Raw genomic sequence first — 15,437 nt, 5'->3', positions numbered from 1 at the left:
CAGCGCCGCCGCCACCCCCAGCAGCCAGACCCGGCCGTTCAGTTCGGCCAGCCGGGACAGGGTGACCGGCTGGCCGGAGGACACGGTCAGGACCCTGTCCAGGGGAGCGGGCAGGAACGCGGCCGCCTCGCCGGTCGCCCTGCCGTCGAAGGGGACGGACAGGCCCACCGGGACACCGAGCCATACCCCGTTGGGCACACCGAGCAGCGCGGCGCCCAGGACGCGCCGGGGACGGGCGTCGCCGGCCGCCGCGTACACCGCCGTCGCCGCACCCGCGGCCACCGCGAGCAGCAGCACGGTGACCAGCGCGGACACGGCCGGCCGCACCACCCGGTGCACGGCGTCCCAGCCTTGCGGCAGCGGTGTGCGGCGCGAGGCCAGCAGGGCGATCAGCAGGATCCCGGCCGACCAGCCGAGCCCGCCCAGCAGGGTCGGCGCCGTGTCGACGGCGAAGCCGACCGTCGTCCTGGCCCCGATGAGCTCGCCGATGCCGCCGGGGAGCAGACCGCCGACGTCCCCCAGGCCCTCCAGCCCGGGAATGCGCACGTCCCCCGGCTCGCCCTCCGGCGCGAGCACGTCCCCGTCGAGCGTGACGACCCCGTGCCCGGCCCAGGCAAGCCCGCCCAGCATCGCCGTGAACAGTGCCGTCACCGCGCCCGCCCGGGCGAGGAGTTCGGCCGGGGAGACCACCGCGCCCGCCGTGCGCAGGGAGCGCAGGAAGAACCACGACAGCAGCAGCGCACCGACCAGGCCCACCCCCAGTGGCGTGATCCGGAGGGCGGTGTGGACCTCGACGCCCTTCGCGCCGAACGCGGACATCCCGGCGGACGGCGTGACCGAACCGCCGGCCCCCAGGGCCACCACCGCGGCGGTCATGGGGCCGAGCGGCCCCGCCGAGCCGGCCCCCAGCAGATGCAGTCCCAGCGCCGCCGTGCCCACCATGCCGATCGACGCCCAGCTCACGGAGGCGACCGCGGACAGCAGGATGTCCGGCCAGGGCAGATGCGCACCGCGCCTCGCGGTTCCGGTTTTTGCGGCAGCGCTCATGGCAGACCCCCCGATCCGCGGCGCGGCACGGCGCCGCGCATGTCCCCCCTTGCGGGGAATACCACTCTACGGCCGGCTTTCGGCGCCCGTCGGTGAAAAAGCGCTCGAAGCGGACGTACGCACATGTCGCAAGCCCCGGATTTCGGTCAGCGGCGAGATCCTGAAATAGTTCCTCACGATGTTCGACATCCCTAGACTCCCTGCGACGGGGGTAACTCGGGGGACAACTCAGTGGGGCTTGGAGTGCCGGAACTCGTACTGGAAACCAATGGACGAACCTGGACGCTCGACCCGTCCAGGACCTACGCCCTGGGACGTGATCCGCAGGGCGACATAGTGTTCGAGGACGCCAGGGTCTCCTGGCGTCACGCCGTGGTCGGCTTCAACGGCCGCAGTTGGGTCATCGAGGACCAGGGCAGCACCAACGGCACGTATGTGCAGGGCCAACGGATCCAGCAGTGGGAGATCGGCTCCGGCACGGTGATCCATCTCGGCAACGCGACCGACGGGCCGCGACTGAGCTTCTCCGTCGCCGCGGCCGCCATGGGCGCGCCGCAGGCCCAGCCTCAGCAGCAGCCGCACGCCGCCGCCCAGGGCGCCGCCCCCGGCGGGGCGCGGCAGGCTCCGCAGGCCGGCTGGCAGCACCAGCAGGGACCGCAGGCACCGCAGGCACCGTCGATCCCGCACCAGCAGGGCCCCGGCTCCGGTGCCGGTGCGCCGCCCGTGCACGGTGACCGCAGTCCCACCACCTTCCACCAGTTCTCGCTCGGCCGGGTGATGCGCATCGGCCGTGCCCTGGAGAACGACCTGGTGGTCTCCGACCTCCAGGTCTCCCGCAGCCACGCGGAGTTCCACGCCACGCCCGACGGCCGTTTCGAGATCCGCGACCTCGGCTCGCACAACGGCACGTACGTCAACGGCCAGCCGATCCCCAAGGGCGGCTCGGTGCAGCTCGGCCCGAACGACATCGTCGGCATCGGCCACTCGACGTTCCGGATCGTCGGCGACCGGCTGGAGGAGTTCGTCGACACCGGTGAGGTGACCTTCTCCGCCCGTCATCTGACCGTCACGGTCGACGGCGGCAAGCAGATCCTCAAGGACGTCTCCTTCGGCGTGCCGGAGAAGTCGCTGATCGCGGTCATCGGCCCGTCCGGCTCCGGCAAGTCGACCCTGCTCAAGGCGCTCACCGGCTACCGGCCCGCCGACCAGGGCGAGGTCCTCTACGACGGCCGGAACCTCTACAAGCAGTTCGCCGAGCTGCGTCAGCGCATCGGTCTGGTCCCGCAGGACGACATCCTGCACAAGGAGCTGTCCGTCAAGAGGGCGCTGAAGTACGCGGCCAAGCTCCGCTTCCCGGCCGACACCACGGCCGCCGAGCGCGAGGCCCGCATCGACGAGGTGCTGCGCGAGCTGAAGCTGGACGTCCACAAGGACAAGAAGGTCACCTCCCTCTCCGGCGGCCAGCGCAAGCGTGTGTCGGTGGCCCTGGAGCTGCTCACCAAGCCGTCGCTGATCTTCCTGGACGAGCCGACCTCCGGTCTCGACCCGGGCATGGACCGCGACGTCATGAAGCTGCTGCGGGACCTGGCCGACGACGGCCGCACCGTCCTCGTCGTCACCCACTCGGTGGCCGAGCTGGCGCTGTGCGACAAGCTGCTGGTGATGGCGCCGGGCGGTTCCGTGGCCTACTTCGGCCCGCCGGAGGAGGCGCTGAACTTCTTCGGCTACGACAGCTGGGCCGATGTGTTCTCCGCCTTCGAGAACTACCGCGACTACGACTGGGCGGGCCGCTGGAAGGGCTCGCAGCACTACCAGATGTACGCCGCGGAGATCGACGCGGTCGCCCCGCAGTCCGCGCACATGCCTCCGCCCCAGGCCGTCAAGCCGCCCAAGCCGCAGAGCTGGGGTTCGCAGCTGATGACCCTGATCCGGCGGTACATGGCGGTGATCGCCTCCGACAAGGGCTTCATGGCGCTGACGGTGATCCTGCCGGCGGTGCTCGGCGCGGTCAGCCTGCTCATCGACCACGACAAGGGGCTGCTGGTCAACCCGGTCAACCCGAAGACCGGTGTGCCCGTCCCGAACGGCACGGCGACCACGGTGCTGCTGATCCTCGCGGTCGGCGCCTGCTTCGCGGGAGCCGCGAACTCCGTCCGTGAGCTGATCAAGGAACGGGTCATCTACGAACGGGAACGCGCCACCGGCCTGTCCCGCTCGGCGTATCTGATGTCCAAGGTGGTCGTGCTCGGTGTCATCACCGTGCTGCAGGGCCTGATGGTCGGCCTCATCGGCTTCTCCAGCCGTGAGATCCCGGAGGAGGGGCTGATCCTGGGCAACGCGACGCTGTTCGAGCTGTGCCTGCCGATCATGGCGCTCGGCTTCACCTCGATGATGGTCGGCCTGGTCATCTCCTCGCTGGTGAAGACCGCGGAGAAGACCATGCCGCTGCTGGTGATGTTCGCGATCGTCCAGGTGGTGTTCACCGGCTGCCTGTTCACCCTGCACGGCACCGTCGGCGTCAACGAGTTCTCGTATCTGATGCCGTCGCGCTGGGCGGTGGCCGCCGCCGGCACCACGCTGGACTTCAACAAGATCTCCCCGAACACCGACGACCCGTCCAGCACCGACCCGCTGTGGGACCACACGGCGTCGGCCTGGGGCATCGACATGGCCGCGCTGCTCGCCCTCGGAGTGGTGTGCGGCTTCCTGGTGGCGCGCTTCCTGCGCCGCCACGAGCCGGAGGTCATGCGCAAGTAACCGCACAGGAGCGTGCAGGACGCCGAGGGGCGGCACCCGCAGCGGGTGCCGCCCCTCGTGCGTCGTGTCCGGGGCTCGGGCCGGCCCCGGTGCGCCGGTCAGTACGCGCCGTAGACGTTGTCGATCGAGCCGTACCGGTGAGCCGCGTAGTTGGCGGCGGCGGTGATGTTGGCGACCGGGTCGTAGATGTTCCACGAGGTGCCCGGCACGTGGTAGGCCTTGAAGGTCGGCGGGATCACCTGGAGCAGACCCTTGGAGGGGACGCCGTTGCGGGCGTTGATGTCCCAGTTGTTGATGGCGTAGGGGTTGCCCGAGGACTCCCGCATGATGTTCCGGTACAGGCCCTGGTAGGTGCCGGGGATGTTGTGCTTCTTCATGATGGCCAGCGACTCCCGGATCCAGCCGTCCAGGTTGTTGGGGTAGCTGGTGGGGGCGGCGGTCTTCTGCGCCTGCGGGCGTGCGGCGGACCGGCTCGCGGCCTGCTCGGCCTGGTGCGCGGCCCGGGCCTTCTTGACGACGGCCTTGTTGACGGCCGCCTTGTCGACGGCGGCCTTCTTGGCCACGGCCTTGCCGGCGGCATGGGCGGCCGTCTTCTCGACCGCGGCCTTCTCGGCGACCGCCTTCTTGGCGGCGGCCCGGGCGGCCTGCTGCCTGGCCTCGATGGCCTGGATCTTCACGCTGTCACGGGCCAGCTGGTCGGTGACCCCGGCCTTGACCCCCTCGATCGGCTGGGTGCCGAGCTGCACCGGGGCCGCGGCGACGGCGGCGGTGCCGGTTGCCGGCTGGGCCTGGCTGGGCACGGCGGAGACGGCCAGAGCGGCGGCACCGAGAACGGCGCTGCCGGCGACGGCGCACTTGCGGCGCGCGGTCAGAGCACGGCCGAGGGCACGGGCACGGAAGTGTGCGGGCATGACGAATGGACCTCTTCGAGTAGCACGGAGGTCGCTCTCCGGACTGCGGGAAGGGGCCCTCCCCGCGCACAAGCCGCGAGCAGAGATCCGCGGCGCTGAGCGACGGGAGCCATTCTTAGCGGCCGCAAAATCGGCGGGCAAAGACGTGAAGTACGAAGCCGGATAGGAGAACGGGAACAGACAAAACGGGACAGATGGGTCCATCTGTCCCGTTCATATGGGGCTTCCGTACCTCCTAAGCTGCTTCGTACGTGATGTGTGCCCTATGCGCCTCTTCACATCGGAGGCGGGTTCTCATGACGCGGAGTTGCCGTCGCAATGCTCTCGGTGAGGGTTCTCCGCCGGAAGAACGAGGTGCACGTCACCGAATTCGTGCCAGAGATAGCGGCCCCGGACGGCCTGCTCGTAGCCGCGGTCGACCGCCTCCCGGCCCGCGACCGCCTCCAGCATCAGCAGATGCGAGGCCTCCGGCTCGTGCAGCCCGGTCAGCAGCCCGTCCACGACCCTCACGCCGCGCTCGGGCGTCACCACGAGATCGGTCCACCCCGAGGCCGCCCGGACCACGCCGTCCGGCCCGGCCGCCGACTCCACGGCCCGCACCGCCGTGGTCCCCACCGCGATCACCCGGCCGCCGCCCGCCCGTACGCCGTTGATCAGCCGGGCCGATGCCCCGGGCACCGAGAACCGCTCCGGATACGGCGGCTCGTGCGCCTCGGCCGAGGCCACACCCGTGTGCAGGACGACCGGTGCGAACAGCACCCCCCGGCTCACCAGCCGGGCCACCAGCCGCCCGGTGAAGGGCCGTGCCGCGCTCGGCATCTCCGCACTGCCCGAGCCGTCGGCCGACGGCACCGCGAACACCGTCTGGTGGACGGACAGGGGCTGGTCCCGCTCCGTGTAGGAGTAACGAATGGGCCGCCCGTGCACCCGCAGCATCCCGAGCACCGAGGGCCCCGCCACCCGCGCCCACCACAGCCGCGCGCTGTGTGCGCTCAGCGGCTCCTCCGGCGTCAGCCGCACGCCCCCGGGCAGCACCACCACCTCTCCCGGCACGGGCGCGGCCGCACGCGCGCGCGTGGTCCCCCGCCCGTCCGGCTCCCGCAGCTCCACCGCCCAGCGGCCGTCGTCCCCGCGCGTGGAGAAGTGCACCACCACGTCCGTGCGCCCGATCCGCCCGTCCACCGCGGCGGCCAGCGTGGGGGAGGTGTTCACCACGAGCAGGTCCCCGGCGCGCAGCAGCCGCGGCAGCTCCCGGAAGACGTGGTGCGACACCTCGGTGCCGCGCGACACCAGCAGCCGCACCGCGTCCCGGTCCAGCCCGGGCCCCCGCTGCTCGACCGGCACCCGTGCCGACAGCTCCCGCGGGACCCGCACGGCCAGGGTCACCGCTCCTCCAGCAGGGCGGAGGCGCTGTAGCGGCCGCTGGCCGGGCGCTTCGCCAGCAGCCGCAGGAACGCCGGCACCACCTCCTTCGGCGCCGGACGCGGGGCGTCGTCGTCCGGTACGGCCGCCGCGTACAGGTCGGTGTCCATGTCCCCCGGGTCCACCGCCCACACCCGCAGCCCCGGCTCCTCCCTGGCGAGCACCGCCGCCAGATGGTCCAGCGCCGCCTTCGACGCCCCGTAGCCGCCCCAGGTCTCGTACGCCTCGACGGCCGCGTCCGAACTCACCGTGATCACCGCGCCCCGCTCCGCCTCCCGCAGCGCCGGCAGCGCCTCCTGCACCAGGCCCAGGGCGGCGACCGTGTTCACCTCCAGCGCCCGGCGCAGCCCCTCCAGGGGCAGCTCGGCCAGCCGCACGAGCGGCTCCGCGCCCAGCGCACTCGCGTTGTGCACCAGCAGGTCGACCCCGCCCAGCCTGCGCGCCGCCGCCACCAGCCCGGCCCGGTGCCCGGCGTCCGTGACGTCCCCGGGCAGGGCCTCCACCCGTGTGCCCCGTGCGGAGACGGCCCGGGCCGCTTCCCCCAGCACCCGGGCGTTCCTGGCGTCGAGCACCAGGTCCCAGCCCTGTGCGGCCAGGGCCTCGGCCAGCGCACGCCCCAGCCCCTTCGAGGCTCCTGTGATGATCGCTACCGGCATGACACCCGTCCCTCGTCCATGACCCGGTCCTTGCCGCCGGATCGTCCCGGTGCGCCGCCGGACCGGCGCGCCGCTCACCGTAGGAACGGCGCCCCGGGCGCCGCCTCGGACGCGGGCCGCAGACCGGCAGGGCTCTTCGCCGTAGGGCGGACGACCCGGTTCCCCGGTCCGGGACCGTCCGCCCTCGGCCCGCGGACCTAGGACCACAGGCCCGGCCGGGGCCGTCACGGGGCCGATCCGCGCCGTCGGAACCCGCCGGTACCGTGAGGACATGAGCCAAGGTCCTCCGTCCGGCCTCGCCGCGGTGAGTTCCGCGCTGCTGGCCATGAGCAGGCATCTCGAGGTCCGCGACGTCCTGAAGACGATCGTCGTCTCGGCACGCGAGCTGCTCGACGCGCAGTACGCCGCTCTCGGCGTACCGGACGACCACGGAGGCTTCGCCCAGTTCGTGGTCGACGGGGTCAGCGACGAGCAGTGGCGGGCCATCGGCCCGCTGCCGCGCCAGCACGGCGTCCTCGCCGCGATGCTGCGCGAGGCCAAGGCCGAGCGTCTCGCGGACGTGCGCAAGGACCCGCGCTTCGAGGGGTGGCCGGCCGCCCACCCGGAGCTGTCCGACTTCCTGGGCCTGCCGATCCGCGACGGCGACGAGGTCCTCGGCGCGCTGTTCCTGGCGAACAAGCGCTGCCCCAAGCCCGACGGCGGCTGCGGCTTCACCGAGGAGGACGAGCAACTGCTCTCCATCCTCGCCCAGCACGCCGCGATCGCCCTCACCAACGCCCGTCTCTACGAACGCAGCCGCGAACTGACCATCGCCGAGGAGCGCTCCCGCCTCGCCCACGAACTGCACGACGCGGTCAGCCAGAAGCTGTTCTCCCTGCGGCTGACCGCGCAGGCCGCCGCCGCCCTCATCGACCGCGATCCGGTGCGCGCCAAGGACGAGTTGCAGCAGGTGGCCGCCCTCGCCGCCGAGGCGGCCGACGAACTGGGCGCCGCCGTCGTGGAGTTGCGCCCCGCGGCCCTCGACGAGGACGGGCTGGTCGCCACCCTCCGCACCCAGGTCCAGGTCCTCGACCGCGCCCACAGCGCGCGTGTCACCTTCACCGCCCGCGGGGTGCGCGCCCTGCCGTCCGCCCAGGAGGAGGCCACGCTCCGCGTCGCCCAGGAGGCCCTGCACAACGCGCTGCGGCACGCACAGGCGAAGCACGTCGACGTCGTCCTGGAGCGGCGCGGCCGCGGCGCCGTTCTGCGGATCACCGACGACGGCATCGGCTTCGACCCCATGGCGGTGCGCCGGGCCGGCCGTCACCTCGGCCTGGTCTCCATGCGGGACCGGGCGAGCGGTGTCGGCGGCCGGCTGACGGTGGAATCGGCGCCCGGCAAGGGCACCACGATCGAGATGGAGGTCCCCGGTGGCTGAACCGATCAAGGTGTTGCTCGTCGACGACCACCAGGTGGTCCGCCGGGGCCTGCGCACCTTCCTGGAGGTGCAGGACGACATCGAGGTCGTGGGCGAGGCGGCCGACGGCGCCGAGGGTGTCGCCCAGGCCGAGGAACTGAGGCCCGACGTCGTCCTCATGGACGTCAGGATGCCCGTCCTGGACGGCGTCGAGGCGCTGCGCCGGCTCCGCGAGCTCGGCAACCCCGCGCGTGTGCTGATCGTCACCAGCTTCACCGAGCAGCGCACGGTCGTCCCGGCCCTGCGCGCGGGCGCCGCCGGGTACGTCTACAAGGACGTGGACCCCGACGCGCTCGCCGGGGCCATCCGCTCGGTGCACGCCGGTCACGTCCTGCTCCAGCCGGAGGTGGCGAACGCCCTGCTGTCCCAGGAGGAGAACGGCACCGGTCAGGGCCGCGGGACCTCCCTGACGGAACGGGAGCGCGAGGTCCTCGCCCTGATCGCCGACGGCCGCTCCAACCGCGAGATCGCCCGGGCCCTGGTCCTCTCCGAGAAGACCGTCAAGACCCACGTCTCCAACATCCTGATGAAACTGGACCTCTCCGACCGCACCCAGGCCGCCCTGTGGGCGGTGCGCCACGGAGTCGAGTAACCCCCACGGACGGCCGCCCCGTGGGCAGGCGTGCCGCGGGGCGGCGCGGACGGCACCCGGGAGCGCGGGCGGCACTCCCGCCCGCGGCGCACCGCCGGGCGCCTGCGCGCCCCGCGCTCAGCGCACGCCCTTCTCCCGCTCCTCCACAACGGAGTTGTACGCCGCGACCCGCGCCCGCCGGGCCGTCCGCTCCACCATGCGCAGCACCTCCCCGCGCGCCCCCATCTCGAACGCGCTCACCGCGCCCCCGTGCCCGTTCTCGTGCGCCAGCGACACCAGCAGCCCCACGCGCCGTGCCAGCTCCAGCACCCGCGCCGCCCGCGGCGGATACCCGGGCGCCAGCGCCTCCCGGCCCTTCCCCTCCTCGGCCCGGGCCCGGTACGCGTCGATCGCGGCCCGCGCCACCGGCCCCGACCCGGCCACGTCCAGCCGGGTCAGCGCCTCCGTGGCCTCCCGCAGCGCCTCCGCCAGCTCCCGTTCGGCCTCGCCCAGCGACGGCACATCGGCCGGCGGGGCCTGTCGCGCGGGCAGCACATGCCACACCACCTCGGTGTGCACGTCTCCCTCGGGTCCCGCCTCGTGCACCAGAGGCACCAGCCCGAAAGCAGCCCCATGGCAGATCACCGCCTCCTCGGCTTCCAGCGCCCGTGCATTGAACTCCGGCGGCCCGCTCAGCCCCAGCGGATGCCCCGGCACGGGCAGCGCCACCCGCAGCGCCGTCACCCCGAGCGTCCGCAGCCGTCCCAGGGCCAGCGTGAGCCCGACCGGTCCCGATTCCCCGGGAAGCCCCTCCACGCGATGGACGGCATCCTCACCGACCACGGCGAGCACGGCGTCGTCCGGCGATACATATCCGGACAAAAGGGCATTTCCCCAAGCGGTGAGGCGTCCAGAACGCGGTTCCGAGAGCATGTCTCCACCCTAAGGAGAGGACCGATGGGCAGCCCCGCCCGGCTCGTGGCGTAGATTCGTGGAGGGCTGCGCCCACCGGCGCGGCGGACCGAGCCACAGGCGTACGCGACGGCCGAGACCGGCGGCACACTGCAAGGGGAGACAACGCGCTCATGAGCGATGTTCTGGAGCTTCAGGACGTATCCGTGATCCGTGAGGGCCGGGCTCTGGTGGACCAGGTCTCCTGGTCGGTCAAGGAGGGCGAGCGCTGGGTCATCCTCGGCCCCAACGGCGCCGGCAAGACCACCTTGCTGAACATCGCCTCGACCTACCTCTTCCCCACCCGCGGCACGGTCACCGTCCTCGGCGAGACCCTCGGCAGGCCCGGCACCGACGTCTTCGAGCTGCGCCCCCGCATCGGCATGGCCGGCATCGCCATGGCCGAGAAGCTCCCCAAGAGCCAGACCGTGCTGCAGACCGTGCTCACCGCCGCCTACGGCATGACCGCCGGCTGGCAGGAGGAGTACGAGGACATCGACGAGCAGCGTGCCCGCGCCTTCCTCGACCGCCTCGGGATGAGCGAGCACCTCGACCGGAAGTTCGGCACCCTGTCCGAGGGCGAGCGCAAGCGCACCCTGATCGCCCGCGCCCTGATGACCGACCCCGAGCTGCTCCTGCTCGACGAGCCCGCCGCCGGCCTCGACCTCGGCGGCCGCGAGGACCTGGTCCGCCGTCTCGGCCGGCTCGCCCGCGACCCGATCGCCCCCTCGATGATCATGGTCACCCACCATGTCGAGGAGATCGCCCCGGGCTTCACCCACGTTCTGATGATCCGCCAGGGCAAGGTCCTGACCGCCGGCCCCCTGGAGCTCGAACTCACCTCCCGCAACCTCTCCCTGTGCTTCGGTCTCCCGCTCGTCGTCGAACAGGTCGGCGACCGCTGGACCGCCCAGGGCCTGCCGTTGTCCTGATCCCCTTTGCCGCACTCTGTCCGTCGTCGTCGGCCGCGGCTTACCATGAACATGTGGACAACATCGACGCATGGGTGTGGTGGCTGGTCGGTGCGGTAGGGCTCGGAATTCCGCTCGTGGTGACCGCGATGCCGGAGTTCGGCATGTTCGCGGTGGGCGCTGTCGCCGCCGCGGTCGTCGCGGGCTTCGGCTTCGGCATCGTCGCCCAGGTGCTCACCTTTGTCGTGGTCTCCGTCGCCCTCATCGCCGTGGTCCGGCCCATCGCCGCCCGGCACAACCGGCAGCGTCCCGAACTGGCCACGGGTGTCGACGCGTTGAAGGGCAGGCAGGCCGTCGTGCTCGAACGCGTCGACGGCTCGGGCGGCCGTGTCAAGCTCGCCGGGGAGATCTGGTCGGCACGCGCACTCGACACCGACCGCGTCTACGAAGTCGGCGAACAGGTGGACGTCGTGGACATCGAGGGGGCCACCGCCATCGTCATGTGACCGTCCCACCGGGCGGCGACGCAAGTGGGTCGAACACCTTACAAGGTGCCTGACGGTCTGTCAGACTCGACCCGCCAAGATCTTCAACAGCCACAAGATCTTCCGAAAGAGCCGAGGCGGAGAAGGGGTACGGGCAGCAACGATGGCACCGGTCATCATCGTCCTGATCATTCTGGTGGTGTTGGTCTTCATCGCCCTGATCAAGACCATCCAGGTCATCCCGCAGGCGAGCGCTGCCATCGTCGAGCGCTTCGGCCGCTACACACGGACGCTGAACGCGGGCCTCAACATCGTCGTCCCGTTCATCGACACCATCCGCAACCGCATCGACCTGCGTGAGCAGGTCGTCCCCTTCCCGCCGCAGCCGGTGATCACCCAGGACAACCTGGTCGTCAACATCGACACCGTCATCTACTACCAGGTGACCGACGCCCGCGCCGCCACCTACGAGGTCGCCAGCTACATCCAGGCCATCGAGCAGCTCACCGTCACCACCCTGCGCAACATCATCGGCGGCATGGACCTCGAGCGCACCCTGACCTCCCGCGAGGAGATCAACGCGGCCCTGCGCGGCGTCCTCGACGAGGCCACCGGCAAGTGGGGCATCCGCGTCAACCGCGTCGAGCTCAAGGCCATCGAGCCCCCGACCTCCATCCAGGACTCGATGGAGAAGCAGATGCGCGCCGACCGTGACAAGCGCGCCGCGATTCTCCAGGCCGAGGGTGTCCGGCAGTCCGAGATCCTGCGCGCCGAGGGCGAGAAGCAGGCCCAGATCCTCCGGGCCGAGGGTGAGGCCAAGGCCGCGGCCCTGCGCGCCGAGGGCGAGGCCCAGGCCGTCCGCACGGTCTTCGAGGCGATCCACGCCGGCGACCCGGACCAGAAGCTGCTGTCCTACCAGTACCTCCAGATGCTCCCCAAGATCGCCGAGGGCGACGCCAACAAGCTCTGGATCGTCCCCAGCGAAATCGGCGAGGCCCTCAAGGGCCTGTCCGGCGCCATCGGGAACTTCAGCGCCCGGAGCGGAGGCGCGGGCGACGCCGGTGCGAGCACCGAGCGCCGCGAGAAGCCGTCCATCGACTGAGCGGGCCGGCCCCGCCTCCCGCGGCGGGCCCGGCTTCACGGCCACGGGAGACCACAGGAGACGGGAAGGGCGGGCCCGTACCGCCCGCAGGGCCCTCCCGCCGCTCGCAGGACCCTCCCGCCCCGAGCCGCAGGGCCGTCAGGCGGCCGGCCGGACCAGCCATGAGGGCAGCGCCTCGAACTCCTCCTGCCCCAGGGACAGGAGCATCGCGTCGGTCGGCGTGGGCTCGAACGGCTCCCACAGCAGCGGCATGCCCGCCTGCTCCGGAGTCCGGTCCGCCTTCCGGTGGTTGTCCTCCGCGCACGAGGCCACCGTGTTCAGCCAGGTGTCCTGCCCGCCCTGCGACCGCGGCACCACATGGTCCACGGTCGTCGCCCGCCGGCCGCAGTACGCGCACCGGTGCCGGTCCCGCACCAGCACACCCCGTCTCGACCAGGGGGCCTGTCTTCGGAAGGGGACCCGTACATACCGGCACAGCCGGATCACCCGGGGCACGGGTATGTCCACCGATGCCGCCCGCATCCGCAGTTCGGGGTGCGCCTGCTCGACCACGGCCTTCGACTGCAGCACCAGCACGATGGCCCGCTTCAGCGTCACCGTCGACAGCGGCTCGAAGCTCGCGTTCAGCACCAGTGTGTCCCGCATTCCAGCCCACCTCTCGTGCGCATCGGCCCACCCCCGCGGCGGGCTGGATCAACTCTGGCCGGGCGCGCCGGGGTGGGACAACGCAATAAATGCCCGCCTTCGATCAATTCCATGACCGAAGACGGGCAAACGTTCAGTGAACGGAGAACCGGGCCGCGTCAGCTCTTGGCGGGGTTCTCGTACTCACCGATCAGCTGGGCCCTCGCCAGCGTGTGGAAACGCAGGTTGAAGCCCACCACGGCGGGAGTGGCGTCCGAGTCCAGGCCCAGTTTCTCCTGGTCGACGGCGTACACCGTGAAGACGTACCGGTGCGGTCCGTCCCCGGGCGGCGGTGCGGCGCCCCCGAAGTCCTTCGTCCCGTAGTCGTTGCGCGCGTGCACGGCGCCCTCGGGCAGCCCCTCGAACGTGCCGCTGCCCGCACCCGTCGGCAGCTCCGTCACGGAGGCCGGGATGTCGAACAGCACCCAGTGCCAGAACCCGCTGCCCGTCGGGGCGTCCGGGTCGTAGCAGGTCACGGCGAAGCTCTTGGTCTCCGGGGGGAAGCCCTCCCAGCGCAGATGAGGCGAGATGTTCCCGCCCGCGTGGAGCTGGGCCTCCTGGAGCGTCGCGCCCTCCTGGACATCGTCGCTCGTGACCGTGAACGACGGCACGGGCGGGTGGAAGTCGTGGGGGAGCGGCCGTCTCCTGAGCTCGGTCACCTCGGTAACCTCCTGATCGTTTCCGGGTTTTCGGCTCCCGAGCCTAGAACCAGTTGCGCTTGCTGCCGACCTCCGCGATCCACTGGTGCAGATATGCCGCCCAGTCGGTCGTCTGGAAGTCGTGCAGACCCACCTGGAACGACCGGAAGGTGTCGCTGCCCTCGCTGAACAGCCCCGGCTTCTTGTCCATCTCCAGCACCACGTCCATGGCGTGCTCGTCGGCCACGAAGCTCAGTTCGACCTGGTTCAGCCCCCGGTACTGCGCCGGCGGGTAGAACTCGATCTCCTGGTAGAACGGCAGCCGCTGCCGCGTCCCGCGGATGTGCCCGCGCTCCAGATCCGCGTTCTTGAACCGGAAGCCGAGACGGATGAACGCGTCCAGAATCGCCTTCTGCACCGGCAGCGGGTGCACATTGATCGGGTCCAGGTCACCCGAGTCCACGGCACGCGCGATCGCCAGCTCCGTGGTCACCCCGACGTGCATGCCCCGCAGGGCCTGCCCGTCGATCATCGTGATCGGCGTCTCCCACGGGATCTCCAGTCCGAACGGAACCGTGTGCACGGCCCCCGCCTGGAGCTCGAAGGCGCCGCCGATCTGCACCTTGGTGAACTCTATGTCCTGCTTGTACTCCTGGTCTCCGCTCTCGACCTCGACCCGCGCCTGCAGCCCGACCGACAGCCCCTCGATCTGCTGGTTGACCGTGCCGCCCTGGATGTGCACTTCCCCCTGGACGACCCCGCCCGGCACGACGTTGTGCTCATGCAGCACCGTCTCGACCGAGGCACCGCCGACGCCGAGGCTCGCGAACAGCTTCTTGAACCCCATGACTCTCCCTGTGGTGTGAATTTCTGATCCGTACACGCGGTCCGACCGCCCCCGGTTCCGCGGCCGTACCCCGCACAGGGGGACGATCCCCGGACACGGACGAGCGCCCATTCGTCTGGATTACGCTCGGAAGCCATGATCGCGCCCTCGGACCGTACGCCCTTGCCCAGAGAGTTCTTCGACCGCCCCGTCCTGGAGGTCGCTCCCGACCTGCTGGGCCGCCTTCTGGTGCGGACGACCCCCGACGGCCCGATCGTCCTGCGCCTGACCGAGGTCGAGGCCTACGACGGCGCGAACGACCCGGGCTCCCACGCCTACCGCGGCCGCACCGCCCGCAACGGCGTGATGTTCGGCCCGCCCGGCCACGTCTACGTCTACTTCACCTACGGCATGTGGCACTGCATGAACCTGGTGTGCGGCCCGGAGGGCCGGGCGAGCGGAGTCCTGCTCAGGGCCGGCGAGATCGTCGAGGGCGCCGAGCTGGCCCGCGTCCGCCGCCCCTCGGCCCGCAACGACAAGGAACTCGCCAAGGGCCCCGCCCGCCTGGCCATGGCCCTGGACGTGGACCGGAGCCTCGACGGCACCGACGCCTGCGCCGCCGGCGACACCCCCGTACGCGTCCTGACCGGCACCCCGACACCTCCCGACCAGGTACGCAACGGCCCCCGCGTCGGGGTCGCCGGTGCGGGGGGCTGCGGGAAGGCCCACCCCTGGCGCTTCTGGGTCGCCGACGATCCGACGGTGAGCCCCTACCGCCCCCATGTGCCCCGACGCCGACGAAGTTGACTTGCGGAGAGAAGGTACGTAACGTAGTCCGAGCCGCTGAACCGGGTACGGCCCTTGCCTGCAGCCGGAGCGGCCAATCCACTACTCACCGATCACCCCCTGAGCGGGGGCGAGTTTGGTGCGCTCGTGCGCCCGGATTCGATCCCGCGGAGGGCGATTATGAATCGCCGGGGAGAATCGGCTAACGTAGTGAACACCGAAGGGAAGCGCCCG

The 15,437-nt window shown here is 71.5% G+C and carries 15 protein-coding genes; 7 read left to right on the top strand and 8 right to left on the bottom strand.

Features of this window, described 5'->3' with window-relative positions:
• The coding region (locus tag CCN35_RS15265; protein WP_245863184.1) for a streptophobe family protein at window positions 1–1,047 on the bottom strand (1,047 nt) is incomplete at its 3' end.
• 243 nt (window positions 1,048–1,290) lie between these two features.
• On the opposite strand from CCN35_RS15265, the gene CCN35_RS15260 reads away from it, so the two are divergent.
• The gene (locus CCN35_RS15260) at window positions 1,291–3,804 is read left to right on the top strand and encodes an ABC transporter ATP-binding protein/permease (RefSeq protein ID WP_201450826.1); all 2,514 of its coding nucleotides are present in this window, start codon (window positions 1,291–1,293) and stop codon (window positions 3,802–3,804) included.
• Window positions 3,805–3,902: 98 nt separating this feature from the next.
• Here CCN35_RS15260 and CCN35_RS15255 read toward each other — a convergent pair whose 3' ends face one another.
• The 3 genes from CCN35_RS15255 to CCN35_RS15245 form a co-directional block, all read right to left on the bottom strand.
• A complete protein-coding gene (locus CCN35_RS15255; RefSeq protein ID WP_067390731.1) occupies window positions 3,903–4,715 on the bottom strand; it encodes a transglycosylase SLT domain-containing protein in 813 nt (270 codons plus the stop codon).
• 294 nt (window positions 4,716–5,009) lie between these two features.
• Window positions 5,010–6,101, bottom strand: a complete 1,092-nt coding sequence (locus tag CCN35_RS15250) for an S-adenosylmethionine:tRNA ribosyltransferase-isomerase (RefSeq protein ID WP_067390734.1) — start codon at window positions 6,099–6,101, stop codon at window positions 5,010–5,012.
• Window positions 6,098–6,793: an SDR family NAD(P)-dependent oxidoreductase gene (locus CCN35_RS15245; RefSeq protein WP_067390737.1), complete on the bottom strand. Its 696-nt coding sequence runs from the start codon at window positions 6,791–6,793 to the stop codon at window positions 6,098–6,100. Before CCN35_RS15245 ends, CCN35_RS15250 begins: the two co-directional genes overlap by 4 nt.
• Window positions 6,794–7,064: 271 nt before the next feature.
• Between CCN35_RS15245 and CCN35_RS15240 the strand changes: the two genes are divergently transcribed.
• Both CCN35_RS15240 and CCN35_RS15235 read left to right on the top strand, forming a co-directional pair.
• Window positions 7,065–8,210: a GAF domain-containing sensor histidine kinase gene (locus CCN35_RS15240; protein ID WP_067390741.1), complete on the top strand. Its 1,146-nt coding sequence runs from the start codon at window positions 7,065–7,067 to the stop codon at window positions 8,208–8,210.
• Complete coding sequence (locus CCN35_RS15235) at window positions 8,203–8,841, top strand: response regulator (protein WP_067390744.1); 639 nt, start codon at window positions 8,203–8,205, stop codon at window positions 8,839–8,841. The genes CCN35_RS15240 and CCN35_RS15235 overlap by 8 nt, the downstream gene beginning before the upstream one ends.
• A 117-nt stretch (window positions 8,842–8,958) precedes the next feature.
• Here the strand turns inward: CCN35_RS15235 and CCN35_RS15230 are convergent, their stop codons facing one another.
• A complete protein-coding gene (locus CCN35_RS15230; RefSeq protein WP_086793121.1) occupies window positions 8,959–9,753 on the bottom strand; it encodes a hypothetical protein in 795 nt (264 codons plus the stop codon).
• Window positions 9,754–9,905: 152 nt separating this feature from the next.
• Between CCN35_RS15230 and CCN35_RS15225 the strand changes: the two genes are divergently transcribed.
• The 3 genes from CCN35_RS15225 (at window position 9,906) to CCN35_RS15215 (ending at window position 12,269) form a co-directional block, all read left to right on the top strand.
• Window positions 9,906–10,703, top strand: a complete 798-nt coding sequence (locus tag CCN35_RS15225; RefSeq protein ID WP_067390749.1) for an ABC transporter ATP-binding protein — start codon at window positions 9,906–9,908, stop codon at window positions 10,701–10,703.
• A gap of 53 nt (window positions 10,704–10,756) precedes the next feature.
• Complete coding sequence (locus CCN35_RS15220) at window positions 10,757–11,188, top strand: NfeD family protein (protein WP_086793119.1); 432 nt, start codon at window positions 10,757–10,759, stop codon at window positions 11,186–11,188.
• A 142-nt stretch (window positions 11,189–11,330) separates the two neighbouring features.
• Complete coding sequence (locus CCN35_RS15215; protein WP_067390755.1) at window positions 11,331–12,269, top strand: SPFH domain-containing protein; 939 nt, start codon at window positions 11,331–11,333, stop codon at window positions 12,267–12,269.
• A 138-nt stretch (window positions 12,270–12,407) separates the two neighbouring features.
• On the opposite strand, the gene CCN35_RS15210 is transcribed toward CCN35_RS15215, so the two are convergent.
• The 3 genes from CCN35_RS15210 to CCN35_RS15200 form a co-directional block, all read right to left on the bottom strand.
• A complete protein-coding gene (locus CCN35_RS15210; RefSeq protein ID WP_067390758.1) occupies window positions 12,408–12,914 on the bottom strand; it encodes an HNH endonuclease in 507 nt (168 codons plus the stop codon).
• 158 nt (window positions 12,915–13,072) lie between these two features.
• On the bottom strand, window positions 13,073–13,612 hold the full coding sequence (locus CCN35_RS15205) for a YbhB/YbcL family Raf kinase inhibitor-like protein (RefSeq protein WP_067390761.1): 540 nt from the start codon (window positions 13,610–13,612) through the stop codon (window positions 13,073–13,075).
• 43 nt (window positions 13,613–13,655) lie between these two features.
• On the bottom strand, window positions 13,656–14,438 hold the full coding sequence (locus CCN35_RS15200; RefSeq protein WP_067390764.1) for a sporulation protein: 783 nt from the start codon (window positions 14,436–14,438) through the stop codon (window positions 13,656–13,658).
• Between the two features lie 135 nt (window positions 14,439–14,573).
• Between CCN35_RS15200 and CCN35_RS15195 the strand changes: the two genes are divergently transcribed.
• Window positions 14,574–15,224: a DNA-3-methyladenine glycosylase gene (locus CCN35_RS15195; RefSeq protein ID WP_067390767.1), complete on the top strand. Its 651-nt coding sequence runs from the start codon at window positions 14,574–14,576 to the stop codon at window positions 15,222–15,224.
• Window positions 15,225–15,437: the final 213 nt, after the last annotated feature.

Source organism: Streptomyces thermovulgaris (genome assembly GCF_002155915.1).
Taxonomy (GTDB): Bacteria; Actinomycetota; Actinomycetes; order Streptomycetales; family Streptomycetaceae; genus Streptomyces; species Streptomyces thermovulgaris.
The sequence above is the reverse complement of the archived record's forward strand: the minus strand, read 5'-3'. Positions and strand labels throughout refer to the sequence as shown.